This is a genomic window from Novosphingobium sp. NFX11, from assembly GCF_057376415.1.
Map to the genome: position 1 here is coordinate 2,926,520 of NZ_CP080384.1, position 19,828 is coordinate 2,946,347.

Below are 19,828 nucleotides of genomic sequence, written 5' to 3' on the forward strand. Positions count from 1 at the left end.
CACATATCCGTTCTCGACGCGCGCCCCGCGTCATGCCTAAGATGAGCCAATGACTGAAAAAGAAGACAAAGACCTCACCGAACGCCGTTTCTACAAGGCCGAGCAGGAAGCCGGTTTCGCTGAGCAGCAGGCCGACACCATCCAGACCGGCCACCCCGCATATCGGCTGGCCTTCCGCGACACCGACTTCCTTTTGCGCGACGAACTGCGCCCGGTGCGCTTCCAGCTCGAACTGCTCAAGCCCGAGATGCTGCTTGAGGAAGCCAACATCGGCTCGACGCTGGTGATGTACGGCTCCGCCCGCATCCCCTCGCCTGACAAGGCCGATGCGGTGCGCGCCGCTGCCGTCACCGACGAGCAGAAGAAGGTCGCCGACCGCCTTGCCGACAAGGCCAAGTATTACGAGGAAGCCCGCAAGCTCGCCCGCCTCGCCAGCCAGTGCGCCATCGTCGAGAAGGGCATGCGCCAGTTCGTGGTCTGCTCGGGCGGCGGTCCGTCGATCATGGAAGCGGCCAACCGCGGCGCCGCGGAAGTCGGCGCGGAATCGCTGGGCCTCAACATCGTCCTGCCGCACGAGCAGGCGCCCAACCGCTACGTGACGCCGCGCCTCTCGTTCCAGTTCCACTACTTCGCGCTGCGCAAGATGCACTTCCTGCTGCGCGCCCGCGCGGTGGCCGTGTTCCCCGGCGGTTTCGGCACTTTCGACGAATTCTTCGAACTGCTGACGCTGATCCAGACCGGCAAGATGAAGCCGATCCCGATCCTGCTCTACGGCCGCGAGTTCTGGGAACGGGTCGTCAACTTCGAGGCGCTGGCCGAGGAGGGCGTCATCAACGCCAAGGATCTCTCGCTGTTCCGCTGGTGCGAGACCGCCGAGGAAGGCTGGGGCCACGTCCAGCAGTTCTACGATCTCGACTGCGGATGATGGTCGTTCGAAAAATCCGAACACAATAAGCGAACTTATCCGAGTGCCTTGAACGGGCGATTCGGTGCATCTGCGTGTTCACACCGAGCCCCCGCAGGACACCCGCCATGAGCCAGATCATCGAACCCCTGAACGACCGCGCCCGTGCTTTCGCGGACTATGCCCAGCCCGTGATCGTGGCGCTCAGCACCGCCGGTCTTACCGGCGGTGCGATGGCGGCGGTTGGCCTGCTGGCGGATACCGCGCTGCGCCGTCGTTCGCGGCTGAATTGAAGAAGAAGAGCCCACCCCGCCCCCTCCGCGCAAGCGGGAGGGAGAAGGAGATGCCATCGCCCTCCCGCTTGCGGGAGGGCCGGAAGGCTTGAGAGCGCAGCGAACTAGCCGGACGGGGTGGGCCTTGCCCCCCAAGCCAAGATCACCGAACCGCGTGGTGCCCCATCGGCCCATGCCCTTCGCCGAAGCCCGGCGCCGCCAGCAGCGCCGCGCGCACGAAGTCCCGTGCATCCTCGATCGCCTCGACCAGCGGAGCGCCCTGCCCCAGGAACGTCGCGATGGCGCTCGACAGGGTGCAGCCGGTGCCGTGGGTATGGCGGGTATCGACACGCGATGCCGTCCAGACCACCGGCTTTTGGCCCGGCAGGACCAGCCGATCCTCCACCACCTCGCCCGGCGCGTCGCCGCCCTTGGCAATATAGGCGATGCCCTTGGCCGCCAGAGCCGCGTCCCCGCCCAGCGCGGCGAGTTCGTCGAAGTTGGGCGTGGTGAGGCAGGCTAGGCCCATGAGCCGCTCGAACGCCGCGATCGTCGCCGCATCCGCCAGCACCGAACCGGCGGTCGAGACCATGACCGGATCGAAGATCACCGGCACGCCCAGCCCGTCCAGCCGATCGGCGACGACACCGGCGATCTCGGCGCTGCCAAGCATGCCGATCTTCACCGCATCGACGCCGATATCACTGACGCAGGCATCGATCTGCGCGGCGACCATCTGCGCCGACAGAGTCGTAACATCGGTGACGCCCTTGGTGTTCTGCGCGGTGATCGCGGTGATCGCGGTCATGGCATAACCGCCGAGCAGGGTGATCGTCTTGATGTCGGCCTGGATGCCGGCACCGCCGGAACTGTCCGACCCGGCGATGGAAAGAATGCGAGGAGCCTGGTTCATGACCGCGCTCCTTACCCGCTCAACGCACCCCGAGTCGAGTATCAGCCCTGATAGTGCCGCACTTTCGACGGCGGGGCGGAATCGTGGTGTCGCTTCGCCCGCGTCGGACGGTCCACGAGTTCCCCGCCGCAGTTGGGGCACATGTCGTCCAGCGCATCGGCACATTCGGCGCAATAGGTGCACTCGAACGAGCAGATGAACGCGCCGGGCGCCTCGGCCGGGAGGTCGGTGCCGCAGCGTTCGCAGTCGGGGCGCATTTCCAGGGGCATCAGGCGGCAGCCTTCTCTACGGCGTGGCAGATCGAAGCGACTGCGGCCTCCACTTCGCCCGCATCATCGCCCTCGGCCATGACGCGGATCACCGGCTCGGTGCCGGACGGACGGATCACGAGGCGGCCGCGCCCATCGAGCGAGGCCTCGGCATCGGCGATCGCCGCCTTGACGCTGGCGGCCTCCAGAGGCTTGCCGCCTCCGAAGCGCACGTTGCGCAACAGTTGGGGCACAGGGTCGAAGAGGTGCAGCAGTTCGCTCGCCCGCTTGCCCGACTGGACGAGCGCGGAAAGGACCTGCAGCGCCGCGACGGTGCCATCGCCGGTAGTGGCATGGTCGAGCAGGATCATGTGGCCGGATTGTTCACCGCCCACGTTGAAACCACCCGAGCGCATACGCTCCAGCACATGGCGATCGCCGACGGCGGTACGCTCCAGCGAAAGGCCCTGACCGCTCAGGTAACGCTCGAGGCCGAGGTTGGACATGACCGTCGCCACCACGCCGCCGCCGCGCAGTTCCCCGCGCGCGGCCAGCTGACTGCCGATCAGCGCCATTATCTGGTCGCCGTCGACCGTCTGGCCCTTCTCGTCCACGACGATCAACCGATCCGCATCCCCGTCCAGCGCAATGCCGATGTCGGCGCCGGAAGACACCACGGTTTCCTGCAGCAGCTCCACATGCGTGGAGCCGCAGCGCTCGTTGATGTTCTTGCCGTTGGGCGTGACGCCAACCGCGACGATCTCGGCGCCCAGTTCCCAGAAGGCGGATGGAGCGACCTGATAGGCCGCGCCATTGGCGCAATCGACCGCGATCTTGAGCCCGTCGAGCCGAACAGTGCTCGGCAGCGAGGCCTTCACCGCGTGGATATAACGCCCACGCGCGTCCTCCACGCGGCGGGCACGGCCGATCTCGGGCGAGGCGGCAAGGGCAAGGTCCTCGCCCACCAGCATCGCCTCGATCGCCAGCTCGTCCTCGTCGGAGAGCTTGAAGCCGTCGGGACCGAACAGCTTGATACCGTTGTCCTCGTAGGGATTATGGCTGGCCGAGATCATCACGCCCACGTCCGCGCGCAGTTCACGAGTCAGCAGGGCGACGGCAGGGGTCGGCATCGGGCCGAGCAGCACGACGTCCATGCCGACGCTGGTGAAGCCCGCGACCATCGCGTTCTCCAGCATGTAGCCCGACAGACGGGTATCCTTGCCGATCACCACCCGGTGGCGGTGCGTGCCGCGCAGGAAGCGCGCGCCGGCGGCCTGCCCGACCTTCATGGCCATGGCAGCGGTCATCGCCCCCTGATTAGTGCGGCCGCGGATGCCGTCGGTGCCGAAGAACTGCTTACCCATTACCTGTCCTCTTGCGCGCAAGATTCAGATCTCTCGCCTGCGCTGTGCAACCGGAGGCGTTACCGCCCTCTGAACGCTGCCTTACAGCCAGTTTAGAATTCCGTCGAATGGCGATTCTTGCCCTCACTGCGGAGTTGAGCAACGCCAAATTGCCAACCGCATCGCCCCCGCCTATTTGTCGAGCCGCATGACGTCCCCCGATCCCGCTCCCTCCGGCGCCTCGCGCATCCCCGAAATCCGCGTGCCCGGCGCGCTGACCCTGATCGGCCTCGTGGCCGGACTGGTCATCGGGCTGTTGATCGCAGGAAAGCCGATTGCGGATACCGCGCTGAAAGTGACAGGTCCGATCGGCTCACTGTGGCTGCAGGGCCTGCAGATGACGATCCTGCCGCTGGTCGCCGGGCTGTTGTTCTCCGGCATCGTCGAGACCGTCGCCGCCGCCCGCGCAGGCGCCATGGCGCGCCGCACGCTGGGTATCATCGTCGGCTTCCTGGCGTTCAGCGCGATCCTGGGCGCGGTGGCGATGCCGCTGCTGCTCGAACTGTTTCCGGTGCCCGCCGGGGTCAGCTTCCCGCACGGCGCAGATCCGGGCAAAGTGCCGGGAATCTCGGAATTCCTCGCATCCCTGCTGCCCGACAACGTGATCTCGGCGGCAGCGGCAAGCGCCATGCTGCCGGTAATCGTCTTCGTCGGCCTCTTCGCACTGGCCTCCACGCGCCTCGCCGACGAGCCCCGACGCGCGCTTGCCGTGCTGTTCGAGGCGCTGGCGGGTGCGATGATGGTCGTGATCGGGTGGGTGCTGATGCTTGCCCCGATCGGCGTCTTCGCGCTTGGCCTGACACTGGGCGTACGCAGCGGCGGCGCGGCCTTGGGCGCACTGGCGCACTACATCCTGCTTGTCGTCGCGGTGGGAACGGTCGTGATGATCGCGGGCTACGTGATCGCGGTGATCGGCGGCAAGCGCAGCCTGCCCGCCTTCGCGGCCGCGATGCTGCCTGCACAGGTCGTCGCCATTTCCACCCAGTCCTCGATCGCGACCGTGCCAGCCATGCTGGCGTCGAGCCGTAAGCTGGGTGTCTCGTCGACGACTGCGGAGTTCGTGCTGCCGCTCGCCGTCACGCTTTTTCGCGCCACCGGCCCGGCGATGAATATGGCCGTGGCGGTCTATGCGGCAAAGCTAGCAGGACTGGAACTCACGACCGGAGCACTCGCTGCCGGCGCCTTCGTGGCCTTCGCGACCACCTTCGGCGCCGTCTCGCTGCCTGGCACGATCAGCTTCGTGTCATCGATCGGACCGATCGCGGCAGCCATGGGCGTGCCGCTCTGGCCGCTGGGCGTCCTGGTCGCAGTGGAAGTCCTGCCCGACCTGATGCGGACGATCGGCAATGTCACCATGGACGTGGCGGTCGCCGCGGCCGTCGATGCCGGGATCGACGAGCAGCCTGCAACAGCTGAAACCATCCACTGAACGGTTCATCGCAGTAAAAAGAAACCGAAATGGATGTAATTCGCTGAGCAAGGGCCACTCCAGCGACAGGAGCCCCCGATCTTGGCCACATCGCCCTTGCTTGCAGCAGAGCGCTTCGAAAGCATCCCCGCCTCTCGTGCCCGCCAGTTCCTCGAACCCGGGCCGGTGGTCCTGCTGACCACCCGCCACGCGGGGAACGACAATGTCATGACGGTGGGTTGGCACCAGGTCCTCGAACGCACGCCGTCGATGATCAGCTGCATCGTTTCACGCGGATGCCGAAGCTTCGACATGCTTTGCGCCTCAGGCCAGTGCGTTCTCAACGTTCCCACCGGCGACATGCTCGATGCCGTAGTGCGCGTCGGCAATTCCTCCGGCGAGGAAATCGACAAATTCGCCGCATTCGGCCTCGAAAAGGCTGAAGCGCAGGACGTCAATGCCCCGGTACTGCCGCAATGCCACGCGCAGCTGGAATGTCGGTTGCGGGACGACCGCGCGATAGAGCGCTACAACCTGTTCATTCTGGAAGTAACGCACATCAGCGCGCGTCCTGCGCCAAAACAGCCGGAATACCTGCACTACGTCGGCGACGGAGTGTTCATGCTTTCAGGCAAACGCGTATCGCGGCGGCGGCTGTTCCGACCGGAAATGCTCGGCTTCTGAAGCCTTATTCTTCCAGTTCGATATCCCAGTAGAGCCAGTCGCGCCAGGTTTCGTGCAGATAGTTGGGAGGGAACCCGCGCCCGCGCTCCTGCAACTGCCAGCTGGTCGGGCGGATCGGTGGCACCAGCGGCGGCATGTTCGCCTGCTTGGGCGTGCGCCCACCCTTCTTGAGATTGCAGGGGGCACAAGCGGTCAGGATGTTCTCCCAGCTCGTCCGCCCGCCCAGACGACGCGGAACGACATGGTCGAAAGTGAGATTATGCGGGCTGCCGCAGTACTGACAGGAGAACCGGTCACGCAGGAACAGGTTGAAGCGGGTGAAAGCGGGAAATTCGCTCGGTTTCACATACTGGCGCAGCGCGATGACCGAGGGAATCTGCATCGTCCAGTTGGGCGAATGCACCGCGCGTTCGTAGCTGGAGACGATATCGACCCGCTCCAGCACCACCGCCTTGATCGCGGTCTGCCAGGGCCAGAGGCTGAGCGGATAGTAGGAAAGCGGCGTGTAATCCGCATTCAGCACGAGAGCAGGACAGTCGGAAAGACTTCGGGAGGGATCACCCTCCGCGCTGCGGAACCGGGCCGCGCGCTCGATCAGCTCCGACTTGAGCATGGCCTCCTGTCGCAGGCCGGGATTGCGGTTTGATGGCAGTCCATGCGTTAGTTCCAGCACTTGACGGAGTCCGCGTCAAGATGGCGGATTCGCGAGGGCCTTCCGCAATCACAGGGATGTTTGCGGATGGCACGGCGAACGCTAGGACAAAGCCGATGCGCACCCGCTTCGCCCCCAGCCCCAACGGCCCGCTGCACCTCGGCCATGCCTATGCCGCGATCGTCGCGCACGACACGGCAAAGGCGCGCGGCGGCGAATTCATCCTGCGCATCGAGGACATCGATGGCGAACGCAGTCGCCCGGAGTTCGTGGAGGAATTCTTCCGCGATCTCGCATGGCTGGGCCTCGAATGGGACGGCGAGGCGGTGTTCCAGTCCCACCGGCTGGCCAGTCATGCCTCCGCCGGAGAGCAGTTGAAGGCGATGGACCTGCTCTACCGCTGCACCTGCACCCGCGCCGAAATCGCCGCCGCCGCCACGCAGGTCGGACCAGACGGCCCGGTGTATCCGGGAACCTGCCGACGCCGGGAAGTCGATCCCGAGAATGCCGCATGGCGCCTCGACGTAACCAAGGCGATGACACTCACCGGCCCGCTCGAATGGCGGGACGAAGGCGCCGGATCGCAGGCCGCCACCCCGCAGATTTTCGGCGATGTCGTACTGCTGCGCAAGGACCTTCCCGCCAGCTACCATCTCGCCGCCACGCTGGATGATGCGACGGATGGCGTAACCCTCGTTACCCGCGGCATGGACCTGTTCCCGGCCAGCCACGTCCACCGGCTGCTGCAGGCCCTGCTTGGCCTTCCCGTGCCGACCTGGCTCCACCATCCGCTGCTGATCGAGCCCGATGGCCGCAAGCTCGCCAAACGGCGCGGCTCCCCCTCGCTCGGCGACCGCCGCCGCGCCGGAGAGGACGGCCGCGCCATCGCCATGGCACTGCGCGAAGGGCGCTTCCCCGCTGGCCTTTCGCTGTCACAGGGCGTACATCAGGCGCCATGAGCTACATTCTCGTCCCCGTCATCATCGTGCTGGTGATCATGGTCGTCGTCAGCCTCGTGCGCGGCATCGTGGCCTTCATGAACAGCACCCGCGATGATCTGAACAGCGACCCTAACGGCACCGGACCGACGGCTAACCAGTTGCTGCAGAACAAGATGATGTTCAACCGCATCAAGTATCAGGCCGCCGCCGTGGTGGTCTGTGCGCTGCTCTTGGCGATCGCGCGCTGATCCATGGTCCGGCTCAACAAGATCTACACCCGCACCGGCGACGACGGCACCACCGGCCTCGTCGATGGCTCGCGCCTGCCCAAGCACGCCGCGCGCATGGAGGCGATCGGTGCCGTGGATGAGACGAACTGCGCGATAGGGGTGGCCATAGCGGCACTCAGCGGCACTCAACATGCCCACACGCTCACGCACATCCAGAACGACATGTTCGATCTGGGCGCCGACCTCGCCACACCGGGGAGGACTTCACCCCCGGCGAGATGACCCTGCGCATCGTCCCCGCACAAGTCGTCTGGCTCGAAAATGCCATCGACGCGATCAACGAAAACCTTTCCCCCTTGCGCAGCTTCATCCTGCCCGGCGGGAGCGAGGCCGCCGCGCGCGTGCACGTCGCCCGCGCCTCCGCCCGCGCCGCCGAACGCCGCGCCACCGCGCTCGCCGCGACCGATGCCGTCAACCCCGCCGCGCTCGGCTATCTCAACCGGCTGAGCGACTACCTCTTCGTCCTCGCCCGTGCGGTCAATCGCGACGGCGCCGATGACGTGCTTTGGGTGCCGGGACAAAACCGCTAGGTTCCCTCCGCGATCCCGAGGTGTTAAGCGCCCGGTTAAACGACAGAGGAGTTTGGCAGTGCAGTCAGTCGGCATCATCGGCGCAGGCATCATGGGGTCGGGCATCGCCCAGACCGTGGCGAGCAAGGGCATGGACGTGATCCTCACGGACGTCAGCCTCGAGAACGCCGAAAAGGGCAAGGCCGGCATCGCCAAGGGCCTGGCCAAGCTGGTCGCCAAGGAAAAGATCAGCCAGGCTGACGCCGACGCGCTGCTCGCCCGCATCACCCCCGCTGCCGACTACTCCGCAATGTCGGGCTGCGACCTCATCATCGAAGCCGCCACCGAGCGCGAGGACATCAAGCACAAGATCTTCGAAGCCGCCGGCAAGGTGCTCGGCGCGGGCGCCATCATGGCGTCCAACACCAGCTCGATCCCGATCACCCGCATGGCCGCCAGCTCGCCCGACGCCGCGCGCTTCTGCGGCCTGCACTTCTTCAACCCGGTCCCGCTGATGGGCCTGGTCGAAGTGATCCCCGGCCTCGCCACCTCGCAGGACACCATCGACCGCATGAAGGCGTTCGGCGAAAAACTCGGCAAGACCGTGGTGCTCGCGGGCGACGAACCCGGCTTCGTTGTCAACCGCATCCTGTGCCCAATGCTGAACGAAGCGATCTTCGTGCTCGGCGCCGGCATCGGCTCGGTCGAGGATATCGACGCAGGCTGCAAGATCGGCCTCAATCACCCGATGGGACCGCTGACGCTGGCGGACTTCGTCGGCCTCGACACCCTGCTCGAGATCATGAAGGTCTTCCACTCGACCACCGGCGACCCGAAATACCGCCCCGCGCCGCTGCTGCAGAAGTACGTCGAAGCAGGCTGGTACGGCCGCAAGTCGGGTAAGGGGTTCTACGATTATTCCGGTGAGACGCCGGTTCCTTCGCGGTAATCTGCAAAAGGGATAACGCAGGGGTTTACCACCCCTGCACCCCGTAAACTGTCGAGATCACGCGCGTAGCTGCGTCACTCACTGACGCGGCCGCGCGCGCAACGACGACAGTTCGGGGGTCTGGGGCGATGACCCCAGATTCCTCTTTGGAACCTCCCCGTTCTCCTACCCGTTTCACCAGACGAAGGAGAATCCCAAAATGACCGACCGCCCCGACGACCTCGCCCCGGAAACGGTGAACGACGAGCAGGAAGACGAAGCCGCGCAGGCACAGACCATCGCCGAACAGGCGCAGGCGCGCGGTGCCAAGGGCCTCGGCTACAGCGACAAGGCCAAGGGCGGTATTCAGGGTGAGGACGACGTTCAAGACATCGTCGATCACATGAACCAGATGGACACCAGCGGCACCATCGACATGTCCGCCTATGACGGCGAGGAAACGATGGACGATCTCGAAAGCCGCTACGGCAAGGACAATGCGGCCGATCCGGAATTCAGCGACGACGATTCGTGAGCGCGGCTATTTCCCGCCCGTAGCGTTCGACCACGCCGCGACAATCTGGTGTGCCTGAGCCGCCTGCTCGGCATCGGCTTTCGCCTGCTGGGCCTGGTCGGTGTTCGTATTGCCATTGTCAGGCGTCGGGATCGAGCAATAGGCCGTCGCCAGCACCCCGGCCGACCACATCAACGCGTGCCAGCGACTCCGGAAAACATGCGTGATCTTGGTGCCGAACATGAGCCTGCATTAGCGTCTACAGGTTAAGATACCCTACCTCCGTCATTGCGAGCGCAGCGAAGCAATCCAGGGCAGTCTTGAACCGCCCTGGATTGCTTCGCTGCGCTCGCAATGACGAATGAGAGCCTCAGCCCTCGGTGCCTGCCTCGCGCTTGAGGTCGTAGAGGATTTCTAGCGCATCGCGCGGAGACAGCGCATCCACGTCCATGTCACGCAGCTTGTCGCGCAAGGTGTCGCACTCTTCCTCGCGGGTCGCCTCGGCGGCAGCGAACAGCGGCAGGTCGCCGAGGCCCGCGGCAAGGCCGCCGGTTTCGGCTCGGCCCTTTTCCAGCTTCTCCAGCACCGACTTCGCCCGGCTGATCACCTTGGGCGGAACGCCCGCCAGCCGTGCTACGGCAAGACCGTAGCTGCGGTCCGCCGGACCCTCGGCCAGTTCGTGGAGGAGGACGAGATCGCCCTTCCACTGCGCGCGCGGACGTGGTGGAGTGAGAGCGCCTCGCAGGTCTCCGCCAGCCGCGCCATCTCGTGATAGTGCGTGGCGAATAGGCAGCGACAGCGGTTGGTTTCGTGCACCGCCTCGGCGACCGCCCACGCCAGCGCGAGGCCGTCATAGGTTGACGTGCCGCGCCCGACTTCGTCGAGGATCACGAAGCTGCGCTCGCTTGCCTGCGCGAGGATGGCGGCGGTCTCCACCATCTCGACCATGAAGGTCGAACGCCCCCGCGCGAGGTTGTCCGAAGCGCCGACGCGGCTGAACAGGCGGTCGACCATGCCGATCCGCGCCGCCTTGGCGGGCACGAAGCCGCCTGCCTGCGCGAGCAGCACGATCAGCGCGTTCTGGCGCAGGAAGGTGGATTTACCGCCCATGTTCGGGCCGCCGATCAGCCACAGCCGGTCATGGCTGGCGAGGCGGCAGTCGTTCGCCACGAAGCGCTCGCCCTGCGCCTTAAGAGCTGCCTCGACCACCGGATGCCGCCCGCCCTCGATCTCCAGCGCAAGGCCATCGACCACTTGCGGGCGCGTCCAGTTGCCCTCGGCGGCGCGTTCGGCCTGACCGGCGGCAACATCGATGCGGGCCAGCGCGGCGGCGGTGCGGGCGATCTCCCGCCGCGCGGCGACGGCCTCGGCCACCAGCGTCTCGAAATGTGCGTCCTCCGCCACGAGGGCATGGCCGCCTGCCTCGGTGATGCGCGCGGCTTCCTCATGCAGCGCCAGCGCGTTGAAGCGCATCGCGCCCGCCATCGTCTGGCGGTGCGAGAAGCCGCTGTCCGGCTCCATCAGCTTGTCGGCGTGGCGCTGTGCAACCTCGATGAAGTAGCCGAGCACGTTATTGTGCTTGATCTTGAGCGAGGCGACGCCGGTTTCCTCGCGGTACTTCGCCTCCAGCGCAGCGATGGCACGGCGGGCATTGCCCGACATCAAGCGCAGTTCATCGAGCGAGGCGTCGTAGCCGCTGGCGATGTAGCCGCCCTGCCCGCGTTCGGTCGGAGGCGTCTCCACCAGCGCGCGCGAGAAGTGATCGACCAGTGCGCCATGCCCGCCAAGATCGGGCAGCACCCGGTCCAGCAGCACCGGCACGTCATCCATCTGCCCCAGCCGGTCGGCGATCCGACGCGCGCCGCTCAGGCCATCCCGCAGCTGGCCGAGATCGCGCGGAGAACCGCGCCCCGCCACCACGCGGCCCAGCGCGCGGCCCACGTCGGGCAGTGCCCGCAGCGCGGCGCGCATGTCCTCGCGCAGCAGCGCATCGCCGTGGAGCCATTCGACCAGTTCCAGCCGCTCGGCGATCGCCATGCGGTCGGTCAGCGGGGCCGAGAGGTCGTCGGCCAGCTGGCGCGCGCCCGCGCCGGTGACGCAGCGGTCGATCGCGTCGATCAGGCTGCCCTTGCGTCCGCCGCTTGAGGCTTCGAGGATTTCGAGGCTGGCGCGCGTGGCTTCGTCCATCGCCAGCGCGGCGTCACTCGCGCGCGCCTCGGGCGGGAGCAGCAGCGGCAGCTTGCCCCGCCCGACATGGTCGAGATAGGCGATGAGCCCCCGCAGCCGCGAGCATCGCCCGCGTGAAGGCCCCGAAGCCGTCGAGCGTGGCTACGCCGTGAACCAGCTTCAGCCGCTCCTCGCCGCCGTCGGAGGAGAATTCGTGGCCGCCGCGCCCGATGGCACCATCGGGAGCCTGATCCCAGCCCTCAGGCACCACCAGCTCGCTCGCGCCCAGCCGGGCCATCGCCGCCGCCAGCCGCTCGGGCGCGCACTCTTCCAGTTCCATGCGGCCGGTGGAGATGTCGCAGGCCGCGATGCCGACGATCCCGCGAACCTCGCACGCGGCCGCCAGCACATTGGCGCGGCGCGGCTCGAGCAGCGATTCCTCGGTCAGCGTGCCCGCCGTGACGAAGCGCACGATGCCGCGCGCGACCAGCGACTTGGAGGCGCGACCTTCCCTGCGGGCGCGTTCCTTGGCTTCGGCGGGGGTCTCGGTCTGCTCGGCGATGGCGACGCGGCAGCCTGCCTTGATGAGCCGCGCGAGGTAGCCCTCGGCCGCGTGCACCGGCACCCCGCACATCGGAATCGGCTGGCCCAGATGCTCGCCGCGCGTGGTCAGTGCGATGTCGAGCACCTGGCTCGCCGTCTTCGCGTCCTCGAAGAACAGTTCGAAGAAGTCGCCCATGCGATAGAACAGCAGGCAGTCACCTGCCTCTTCGCGCAGCGCAAGGTACTGCGCCATCATCGGAGTCGCGCCGGAAGTCATGCCAGCAGCGTTAGCGGCGCACCTGTCATTTTGGGAAGCGGGGTGGGACATCCTTTCCCCTATCGCGTCGCGATTTCATCCGTTAGGGCCTCTGGCAAATCTGGGGAGATCAAGCTTTGTCCGATAAGTCCAAGGTCCAGTTCACCGATCGCGAGGCGCTGTTCTACCACCAGACCCAGCGCCCGGGTAAGATCGAGATCATCGCCTCCAAGCCGATGGCCACCCAGCGCGACCTCAGCCTCGCGTATTCGCCGGGCGTCGCCGTGCCGGTGCAGGCCATAGCCGACGATCCCGCCACCGCCTACGACTACACCGCCAAGGGCAACCTCGTGGCCGTGATCTCGAACGGCACCGCGATCCTGGGCATGGGCAACCTCGGCGCGCTGGCATCGAAGCCGGTGATGGAAGGCAAGGCGGTGCTGTTCAAGCGCTTCGCCGACGTCGATTCGATCGACATCGAGCTCGCCAGCGAGGACACCGACGCGCTGATCGAGGCCATCGCGATGATGGAACCCAGCTTCGGCGGCATCAACCTTGAAGACATCAAGGCGCCGGAATGCTTCATCATTGAGCAGACCTTGCGCGAACGCATGAACATCCCGGTCATGCACGACGACCAGCACGGCACCGCGATCATCGCGGCGGCCGGCCTCATCAACGCCTGCCTCATCACCGGCCGCAAGCTGGACGAGATCAAGGTCGTGGTGAACGGCGCGGGCGCCTCGGCGCTGGCCTGCACCTCGCTCATCAAGTCGATGGGCGTGAAGCATGAGAACGTGCTGGTGTGCGACACGCGCGGCGTCATCTATCCGGGCCGCGAGCGCGTGGACCAGTTCAAGTCCACCCACGCGGTGATGACCGACAAGCGCACCCTGACCGAAGCGCTCGAAGGCGCCGACGTCGTCCTCGGCCTCTCGGCCAAGGGCGCGATCACGCCCGAGATGGTCAAGTCGATGGCGCCCGAGCCGATCATCTTCGCGATGGCCAACCCGGACCCGGAGATCACCCCGCCCGACGCCAAGGCAGTGCGCCCCGACGCGATCGTCGCCACCGGCCGTTCGGACTATCCGAACCAGGTCAACAACGTGCTCGGCTTCCCCTTCATCTTCCGCGGCGCGCTCGACGTGCGGGCGACCGCGATCAACGAGGAGATGAAGATCGCCGCCGCCACTGCCATCGCCGAACTGGCGCGCGAGCAGGTCCACGAGGACGTCGCGGCGGCCTACGGCGGCGAGACGCAGCAGTTCGGCCGCGACTACATCATCCCTGCGCCTTTCGACCCGCGCCTGATGGAAGTGGTGCCGATGGCCGTGGCCAAGGCGGCGATGGATTCGGGCGTCGCCCAGAAGCCGATCGAGGACTTCGAGGCCTACCGCGACCAGCTGAAAGCCCGCCTCAACCCGACCACCTCGGTGCTCACCCGCGTCTACGAGCAGCTGAAGGCCAACCCCAAGCGCGTGATCTTCGCCGAGGCCGACAACGAAGTCGTCCTGCGCGCCGCGATCCAGTACCGCGACTTCGGCTATGGCGAACCGATCCTCGTCGGCCGCACCCAGACCATCCTCGACCGGATGGCGGACCTCGGCGTGCCCAACCCCGAGAGCTTCCACATCGAGAACTCGATGGTGTCCGAGCACGTCCAGCCGATGGTGGAGATGCTCTACGACCGCCTGCAGCGCCGCGGCTTCCTGAAGCGCGACGTGCAGCGCATGTGCAACACCGACCGCAACATCTTCGCCTCCGGCCTGCTTAAGCTGGGCGTCGGCGATGCGATGGTGACGGGCATGACCCGGCCCTTCGCGCAGTCGATGAAGGAAGTGCGCCGCGTGCTCGACCCGGCCGAGGGCGAACTGCCCTGCGGCATCCACATGATGGTCGGCAAGAACCACACCGTGTTCATGGCCGACACCACCATCAACGAGCGCCCCACCGCCGAGGAACTGGTGGTCATCGCCAAGGAAACCGCCGCCGTCGCCCGCAAACTGGGCCACGAACCGCGCGTCGCCTTCCTCAGCTACTCGACCTTCGGCAATCCGGCGGGCAAGTGGCTCGACGCCACCCGCGAGGCGATCCGCATGCTCGACGAGCAGCAGGTCGACTTCGAGTACGAGGGCGAGATGGCCCCCGACGCGGCGCTTAACCCCAAGATCATGGAACTCTACCCGTTCTGCCGCCTGTCCGCTCCGGCGAACGTGCTGGTCATGCCGGGCCTGCAGTCGGCCAACATCTCAGCCAAGCTGCTCAAGGAGATCGGCGGAACGACCTCGATCGGGCCGATGCTGCTGGGCATGGAAAAACCGGTGCAGATCGTGCCGATGACCGCGATCGCGCCGGATGTGCTGACGTTGGCGGCATTGGCGGCTGCGGGGATTACGGGCTGAGTTTGAAGGGGGAAATGCAGGGGTTTACCACCCCTGCACCCCGTATACCGTCGAGGCCGTGCGCGAAGCGATGTCGTTCCACCAAGGCTTCGTCGGGAGACTTATAAAGCCTGCGGCGCAATTCCGCTGGCATATCCTCACCCTCGTCATTGCGAGCGCAGCGAAGCAATCCAGCGCGGAGTAACACTGCCCTGGGTTGCTTCGCTGCGCTCGCAATGACGAATGGAGGGGGTTGCGTAGTCCCCCAAGGCCGCTGCACACGCAGCGACGACAGTTCCCGGGTCTGGGGCGATGGCCCCAGGACTTCTACTTCCGCCTGTACCGGAAGTACCAGACCTCATGCCCGTAAACCGTACGCGCCTTGTGCTCGTAGCGCGTCTGCGGCCAGCCGCCGGGGCGAACCTGAAAGTCGCCGGGCTTCTCGCATAGCCACTCGAACTGCTCGGTATGCCGCTGCATCACCATCAGCGCATGGCGCAAGTAGATCGCGTGGTCGGTGCCGAAGCGGAACTCGCCGCCGGGCCTGAGCTTGGCGGCGAACATGTCGACCGGACCGTCGTTCATCATCCGGCGCTTGGCGTGGCGCGCCTTGGGCCAGGGGTCGGGGTGCAGCAGGTAGAGGAACGAGAGCGAGCCGTCCGGAATGCGTGCCAGCGCTTCCAGCGCATCGCCGTGATGGATGCGCACGTTGCCGATCGGCGGGTGCGCGCCGTTGTCGCCGCTGACGTGGGTAAGCGCCTGCGCCACGCCGTTGAGGAAGGGCTCAGCGCCGATGAAACCGTGGTCGGGTAGCATGTCGGCACGCTGCGCCATGTGCTCGCCGCCGCCGAAACCGATCTCGAAGTGGAGCGGGCGATCGTCGCCGAACAGCACCTGCGCGGTGATCGGGCCGTCTTCGGGCATGGAGATGCGCGGGAGCAGGTCGTCGACGAGGCTCTGCTGCGCAGCGCGCAGGGGTTTGCCCTTGGCGCGGCCGTAGAGGCGGTTGAGCGTGGTCGGATCGCCGGATTTGTAAGCCGTCATGGCGCGCGCCGATACACAAGGGGGCGGGACTCGCAATCGGGCATAGTTGCGCGGCGCAACTTGGCGGACCGAAATGCGGATTGCCGAGCATGTGTCGCCCTGCTTTATCCCGGTCATGCTGCGCGCCATCTTCCTCCTTCTCGCCTGCCAGCTTGCGGGCGAAGCGATCCATCGCATCACGAGCCTGCCCCTGCCCGGCGCGGTCATCGGCATGGTCCTGCTGGTCGGATGGCTGGCGCTGGTCCCGCGCGAGCGGCCGACGCTGACCGTGGTGACCGGCTGGCTCACCGCGCACCTGTCCATCATGTTCGTCCCCGCCGCCGTCGGGCTGATCGAGGAAGGCCCGGTTCTTTCGCGGTACGGCGTGGGGCTGGTGACGGCCACGGTGGCTTCCACGCTGCTGACGCTGATCGTGACGGCGCTGGTATTCCGCTGGGCCTTCGCCCGGTTCGCGCCGGAGGGCGAGGCGTGAGCGATCCCGCACTGCTGGCGACGCCACTGCTCTGGCTGACGGTCACGCTGGGCGTGTTCGAGATCTTCGACACCCTATCGAAGCGCTGCGACCGCCATCCGCTGCTACATCCGGTGCTCTGGAGTACGCCGGTGCTGATCGCCTTGCTGCTGGCGAGCCGCACATCCTACGAGACATACAAGGCCGCGACCTTCCCGGTCAGCTTCCTGCTCGGCCCGGCGGTCGTCGGGCTGGCGGTGCCGGTCTGGCGCGAGCGGGCACGCATTCGCCGACTGGCCATACCGATCGTGCTGGCGCTGGGTGCGGGCGCGGTGACCTCGATCGTCAGCGCGGTCGGCGTGCTGGCGCTGTTCGGCGCGCCGCGCGAGATCCTCGCGTCGATCGCGCCGAGGGCGACCACCACGCCCGTCGCGATGGCCGTGGCGGGACAGCTTGGCGGCGTCCCGGCGCTGGCGGCGGTGATCGTGCTGTTCGCGGGCGTCTTCGGCGCGATGGTCGCGACGCCGCTGCTCAATGTGCTGGGTCTGGGTGACTACCGCGCGCGCGGCTTTGCCCTCGGCGTTGCCGCACACGGGATCGGCACTGCGCGGGCGTTTCAGGTGGACGCGACGGCTGGTGCGATGGCGAGCCTCGCGATGGCGCTCAATGCCGTGGTGACGGCGGCGCTGCTGTCGGTGGTGGCGCTGCTGGTATGATCGTCGTCCCGGACTTGATCCGGGACGACGAATGGGCAAAAACAACGGCCCGCCCCTCGAGAGGGCAGGCCGCCTTGGTTCCTGCAAGGGGTGCAGGGTAATCTGGCTTATGCCGCTTCGGCAGCCTCGTCCGGATCGCGCAGGACGTAGCCGCGGCCCCACACCGTCTCGATGTAGTTGGCGCCGCCGCAGGCATGCGCGAGCTTCTTGCGCAGCTTGCAGATGAAGACGTCGATGATCTTCAGTTCAGGCTCGTCCATGCCGCCATAGAGGTGGTTGAGGAACATTTCCTTGGTCAGCGTGGTGCCCTTGCGCAGCGAGAGCAGTTCCAGCATCGCGTATTCCTTGCCGGTCAGGTGCACGCGGGCGCCATCGACCTCGACCGTCTTGGCGTCGAGGTTGGTGACCAGCTTGCCGGTGCGGATGACCGACTGCGAGTGGCCCTTGGAGCGGCGCACGACGGCGTGGATGCGGGCGATCAGTTCCTCGCGGTGGAACGGCTTGGTCACGTAGTCGTCCGCGCCGAAGCCGAACGAGCGGACCTTGCTGTCCATCTCCGAGATACCCGACAGGATCAGCACCGGCGTCTGCACCTTGGCGACGCGCAGCTTCTTCAGCACGTCGTAGCCGTGCATGTCGGGCAGGTTGAGGTCGAGAAGGATGATGTCGTAGTCGTACAGCTTGCCCAGATCGAGGCCTTCCTCGCCCAGATCGGTGGAGTAGACGTTGAATCCTTCCGCCGTCAGCATGAGCTCGATAGCCCGGGCCGTGGTCGGTTCATCCTCGATCAGCAGCACTCGCATGGGTCGGTTCCTTCTTGCCCCCGATGCCCGCGGCTGACGCAGCCGTTTGCGGACATTGCGTTGTATTAACCATATGACCAATGAAGGTTAAAGGTTAATTCGTCGTAAACGCCGGATTTTCCCTTAAGTATTTCAAACTTGGTTTCCGGCGTGACGGCGCGCGAACCGCGCCATTGCTCACCAGAACGGCGGACACTGGTTAATGTTAAGGAAGCCGGGGAAGAAAGTGCAAACGATTTGAGGCGAGCCGATTCTTAACCCGCCGCGGCATTCGCCACCCGCATCGGCTGCCGGCCACGGCGCACGCGCTCAGCCGGGCGGTCGATGCGCTTGAGGTAGCTCCACAGCCCGCACTGCAGCCCGACCAGCATCAGGATGAAGGGCTGGAAGGCGATGCCGACGAACAGCGAGCCGATCATGTAGACCACCTGCGCCAGTTGCAGCGCCACCGCGAGCGGTGCGGCCCAAGCCTCGTCGGGCTCCTTGCGGCCCTTCCAGCGTCGGCGAATCAGCTCCATCTGCACGACGCCCGAAATCTGCAACAACAGCCACAACGCGAAGCCCGGATAGCCCTGTTCGCCCAGCATCTCGAAGTAGCTGGAGTGGAACGCGCGCCCGGTTTCGATGACGGGGGTGCGGGTGATCGTCACGTTGCTGCCGGTAGTCTGGCTGGAGACGGTGTCGTAGGCAACCTTGCTGGACAGGTAGACTTCGAAGCCACCGCCCATCGGGTGGTCCTTCACGTAGCCCAGCGTCCACTTCCACACGCCGATTCGGGTGCTGGCGGACTGGTCGGACTTGTGATCCTCGATCGTGTTCATCCGCTGCAGATAGGATTGCGGCAGGAACGGCACGGCCACTACCAGCGCCAGTGCCATGCCTGCGGAGATCAGCACGCGGTTCTTCGCCGTGCGCAGATAGAGGCCGCACAGGATAGCGAGGCAGACAAGGCCGGTGCGCGCCTGGGTGCCGATCGGGATCAGCGAGCAGGCGAAGATCAGCGCGCCGGTGAACAGCCAGACCCGCCAGTCCGGCAGAAAAATCGTGCCGTATCGCGCCAGCCACACCGCCACCGGAATCAGCGCGATGGCGACGCAGGAGATGATCGAGCCCTCATAGAGCCCGGTGTTGTTCTCCACGAAGATGATGAGGCTGCCGTAACCGCCACCGCCCATCGCCGTCTTGAGCCCGCCATCGATGATCAGCGCACTGGCCGAGAGCACCATGGCCAGCGCCACCGCCTCGATCTGCAGCCGCGTGCGCAAGGTCATCGGCAGGAACAGCGCGAAGACCAGCGCCTTCCACACCCACGACCACTTTGTCAGCGCTTCCTCGGGATAGTCGGCGGTGAACGTCGTTATCGCGCAGTAGAGCAGTAGCAGCCCGATCAGGCCCTGCCGCCAGGTGAATCGCGAATCGCGCTTGTCGTCGAACACCAGCCAGCCGAGGAACGCCGCCGAAAAGGCGATCAGCGAGATCGGCAGGCGCGTCAGGAAACCCCACGAGATGATCTGCGGCGCGACAATGTCGACGTAGAGGTAGCACAGCACCCAGAGGAACGGCCGCTTGAAGCCGAGCAACATCATCGCCGCGAAAAAGCCGGTCAGCGCGAGGTTAAGCATCGCCGTGCTCCTCCTCTTCACCCGCCACTCGATTGACGCGCATCGGCGTTCCGGGCTTGCGGCCTGGGCGGGCCTGCGAATCGGTCCCTTCCGAATCGAGGTCTGGCCGCCACAGCAAGCGCCATGCGGCGAGCAGCAGCAGTCCGTGCGATATGGCAAGGGCAAGGATGTCGACCATCG

Annotated in this window: 20 protein-coding genes and 2 pseudogenes; 12 read left to right on the forward strand and 10 right to left on the reverse strand. The window is 66.2% G+C overall.

Annotation, left to right across the window (positions count from 1 at the left end; all coding sequences use genetic code 11):
• The first annotated feature begins 49 nt into the window (after positions 1–49).
• Positions 50–925 carry an LOG family protein gene (locus tag KZO24_RS15000; RefSeq protein ID WP_271182512.1) on the forward strand — a complete coding sequence of 292 codons (876 nt, stop codon included), beginning with the start codon at positions 50–52 and terminating at the stop codon, positions 923–925.
• 107 nt (positions 926–1,032) lie between these two features.
• Positions 1,033–1,197, forward strand: a complete 165-nt coding sequence (locus KZO24_RS15005) for a hypothetical protein (RefSeq protein ID WP_155986253.1) — start codon at positions 1,033–1,035, stop codon at positions 1,195–1,197.
• A 142-nt stretch (positions 1,198–1,339) separates the two neighbouring features.
• On the opposite strand, the gene thiD is transcribed toward KZO24_RS15005, so the two are convergent.
• Genes thiD through glmM form a run of 3 tightly spaced genes read right to left on the reverse strand, consistent with a single transcriptional unit; the run spans position 1,340 to position 3,701 of the window.
• Positions 1,340–2,089, reverse strand: coding sequence for a bifunctional hydroxymethylpyrimidine kinase/phosphomethylpyrimidine kinase (thiD, locus tag KZO24_RS15010; RefSeq protein ID WP_271182513.1), 750 nt, complete (start codon positions 2,087–2,089; stop codon positions 1,340–1,342).
• 41 nt (positions 2,090–2,130) lie between these two features.
• Positions 2,131–2,358 carry a DUF1272 domain-containing protein gene (locus KZO24_RS15015; protein WP_271182514.1) on the reverse strand — a complete coding sequence of 76 codons (228 nt, stop codon included), beginning with the start codon at positions 2,356–2,358 and terminating at the stop codon, positions 2,131–2,133.
• Positions 2,358–3,701, reverse strand: coding sequence for a phosphoglucosamine mutase (glmM, locus tag KZO24_RS15020; RefSeq protein ID WP_271182515.1), 1,344 nt, complete (start codon positions 3,699–3,701; stop codon positions 2,358–2,360). The genes KZO24_RS15015 and glmM overlap by 1 nt, the downstream gene beginning before the upstream one ends.
• A 187-nt stretch (positions 3,702–3,888) precedes the next feature.
• Here glmM and KZO24_RS15025 point away from each other — a divergent pair, with 187 nt between their 5' ends.
• Positions 3,889–5,169 (forward strand): dicarboxylate/amino acid:cation symporter, encoded by a 1,281-nt coding sequence (locus KZO24_RS15025; protein WP_271182516.1) that lies wholly within the window; start codon positions 3,889–3,891, stop codon positions 5,167–5,169.
• An 81-nt stretch (positions 5,170–5,250) separates the two neighbouring features.
• Complete coding sequence (locus KZO24_RS15030; RefSeq protein WP_486486552.1) at positions 5,251–5,832, forward strand: flavin reductase family protein; 582 nt, start codon at positions 5,251–5,253, stop codon at positions 5,830–5,832.
• A 4-nt stretch (positions 5,833–5,836) separates the two neighbouring features.
• Here the strand turns inward: KZO24_RS15030 and KZO24_RS15035 are convergent, their stop codons facing one another.
• Complete coding sequence (locus tag KZO24_RS15035) at positions 5,837–6,445, reverse strand: HNH endonuclease (RefSeq protein WP_008832460.1); 609 nt, start codon at positions 6,443–6,445, stop codon at positions 5,837–5,839.
• Positions 6,446–6,600: 155 nt separating this feature from the next.
• Here KZO24_RS15035 and gluQRS point away from each other — a divergent pair, with 155 nt between their 5' ends.
• From gluQRS to KZO24_RS15060, 5 genes and pseudogenes are all read left to right on the forward strand, one after another.
• Positions 6,601–7,443: a tRNA glutamyl-Q(34) synthetase GluQRS gene (gluQRS, locus tag KZO24_RS15040; protein ID WP_271182518.1), complete on the forward strand. Its 843-nt coding sequence runs from the start codon at positions 6,601–6,603 to the stop codon at positions 7,441–7,443.
• A complete protein-coding gene (locus tag KZO24_RS15045; RefSeq protein WP_486486553.1) occupies positions 7,440–7,673 on the forward strand; it encodes a hypothetical protein in 234 nt (77 codons plus the stop codon). Before gluQRS ends, KZO24_RS15045 begins: the two co-directional genes overlap by 4 nt.
• 3 nt (positions 7,674–7,676) lie before the next feature.
• Positions 7,677–8,245, forward strand: a pseudogene (locus tag KZO24_RS15050) (cob(I)yrinic acid a,c-diamide adenosyltransferase).
• Positions 8,246–8,303: 58 nt separating this feature from the next.
• The gene (locus KZO24_RS15055) at positions 8,304–9,173 is read left to right on the forward strand and encodes a 3-hydroxyacyl-CoA dehydrogenase family protein (protein ID WP_271182521.1); all 870 of its coding nucleotides are present in this window, start codon (positions 8,304–8,306) and stop codon (positions 9,171–9,173) included.
• A gap of 199 nt (positions 9,174–9,372) precedes the next feature.
• Positions 9,373–9,687 carry a hypothetical protein gene (locus KZO24_RS15060; RefSeq protein ID WP_008832465.1) on the forward strand — a complete coding sequence of 105 codons (315 nt, stop codon included), beginning with the start codon at positions 9,373–9,375 and terminating at the stop codon, positions 9,685–9,687.
• A 6-nt stretch (positions 9,688–9,693) separates the two neighbouring features.
• Here the strand turns inward: KZO24_RS15060 and KZO24_RS15065 are convergent, their stop codons facing one another.
• The gene (locus KZO24_RS15065; RefSeq protein ID WP_271182522.1) at positions 9,694–9,909 is read right to left on the reverse strand and encodes a hypothetical protein; all 216 of its coding nucleotides are present in this window, start codon (positions 9,907–9,909) and stop codon (positions 9,694–9,696) included.
• A 127-nt stretch (positions 9,910–10,036) separates the two neighbouring features.
• A pseudogene (mutS, locus tag KZO24_RS15070) lies at positions 10,037–12,652 on the reverse strand (DNA mismatch repair protein MutS).
• A 116-nt stretch (positions 12,653–12,768) separates the two neighbouring features.
• On the opposite strand from mutS, the gene KZO24_RS15075 reads away from it, so the two are divergent.
• A complete protein-coding gene (locus KZO24_RS15075) occupies positions 12,769–15,033 on the forward strand; it encodes an NADP-dependent malic enzyme (protein ID WP_271182524.1) in 2,265 nt (754 codons plus the stop codon).
• Between the two features lie 306 nt (positions 15,034–15,339).
• Here the strand turns inward: KZO24_RS15075 and trmB are convergent, their stop codons facing one another.
• Positions 15,340–16,056: a tRNA (guanine(46)-N(7))-methyltransferase TrmB gene (trmB, locus tag KZO24_RS15080; protein WP_271182525.1), complete on the reverse strand. Its 717-nt coding sequence runs from the start codon at positions 16,054–16,056 to the stop codon at positions 15,340–15,342.
• A 73-nt stretch (positions 16,057–16,129) separates the two neighbouring features.
• On the opposite strand from trmB, the gene KZO24_RS15085 reads away from it, so the two are divergent.
• Positions 16,130–16,528 carry a CidA/LrgA family protein gene (locus tag KZO24_RS15085; protein ID WP_430097618.1) on the forward strand — a complete coding sequence of 133 codons (399 nt, stop codon included), beginning with the start codon at positions 16,130–16,132 and terminating at the stop codon, positions 16,526–16,528.
• The gene (locus KZO24_RS15090) at positions 16,525–17,223 is read left to right on the forward strand and encodes an LrgB family protein (protein WP_271182527.1); all 699 of its coding nucleotides are present in this window, start codon (positions 16,525–16,527) and stop codon (positions 17,221–17,223) included. Before KZO24_RS15085 ends, KZO24_RS15090 begins: the two co-directional genes overlap by 4 nt.
• 107 nt (positions 17,224–17,330) lie before the next feature.
• On the opposite strand, the gene ctrA is transcribed toward KZO24_RS15090, so the two are convergent.
• The 3 genes from ctrA to KZO24_RS15105 form a co-directional block, all read right to left on the reverse strand.
• Entirely contained in the window at positions 17,331–18,026 is a 696-nt protein-coding gene (ctrA, locus tag KZO24_RS15095) for a response regulator transcription factor CtrA (protein ID WP_008832472.1), read from the reverse strand.
• 254 nt (positions 18,027–18,280) lie between these two features.
• Positions 18,281–19,648, reverse strand: a complete 1,368-nt coding sequence (locus KZO24_RS15100; RefSeq protein WP_486486554.1) for a putative O-glycosylation ligase, exosortase A system-associated — start codon at positions 19,646–19,648, stop codon at positions 18,281–18,283.
• Complete coding sequence (locus KZO24_RS15105) at positions 19,641–19,826, reverse strand: hypothetical protein (protein ID WP_271182529.1); 186 nt, start codon at positions 19,824–19,826, stop codon at positions 19,641–19,643. Before KZO24_RS15105 ends, KZO24_RS15100 begins: the two co-directional genes overlap by 8 nt.
• Positions 19,827–19,828: the final 2 nt, after the last annotated feature.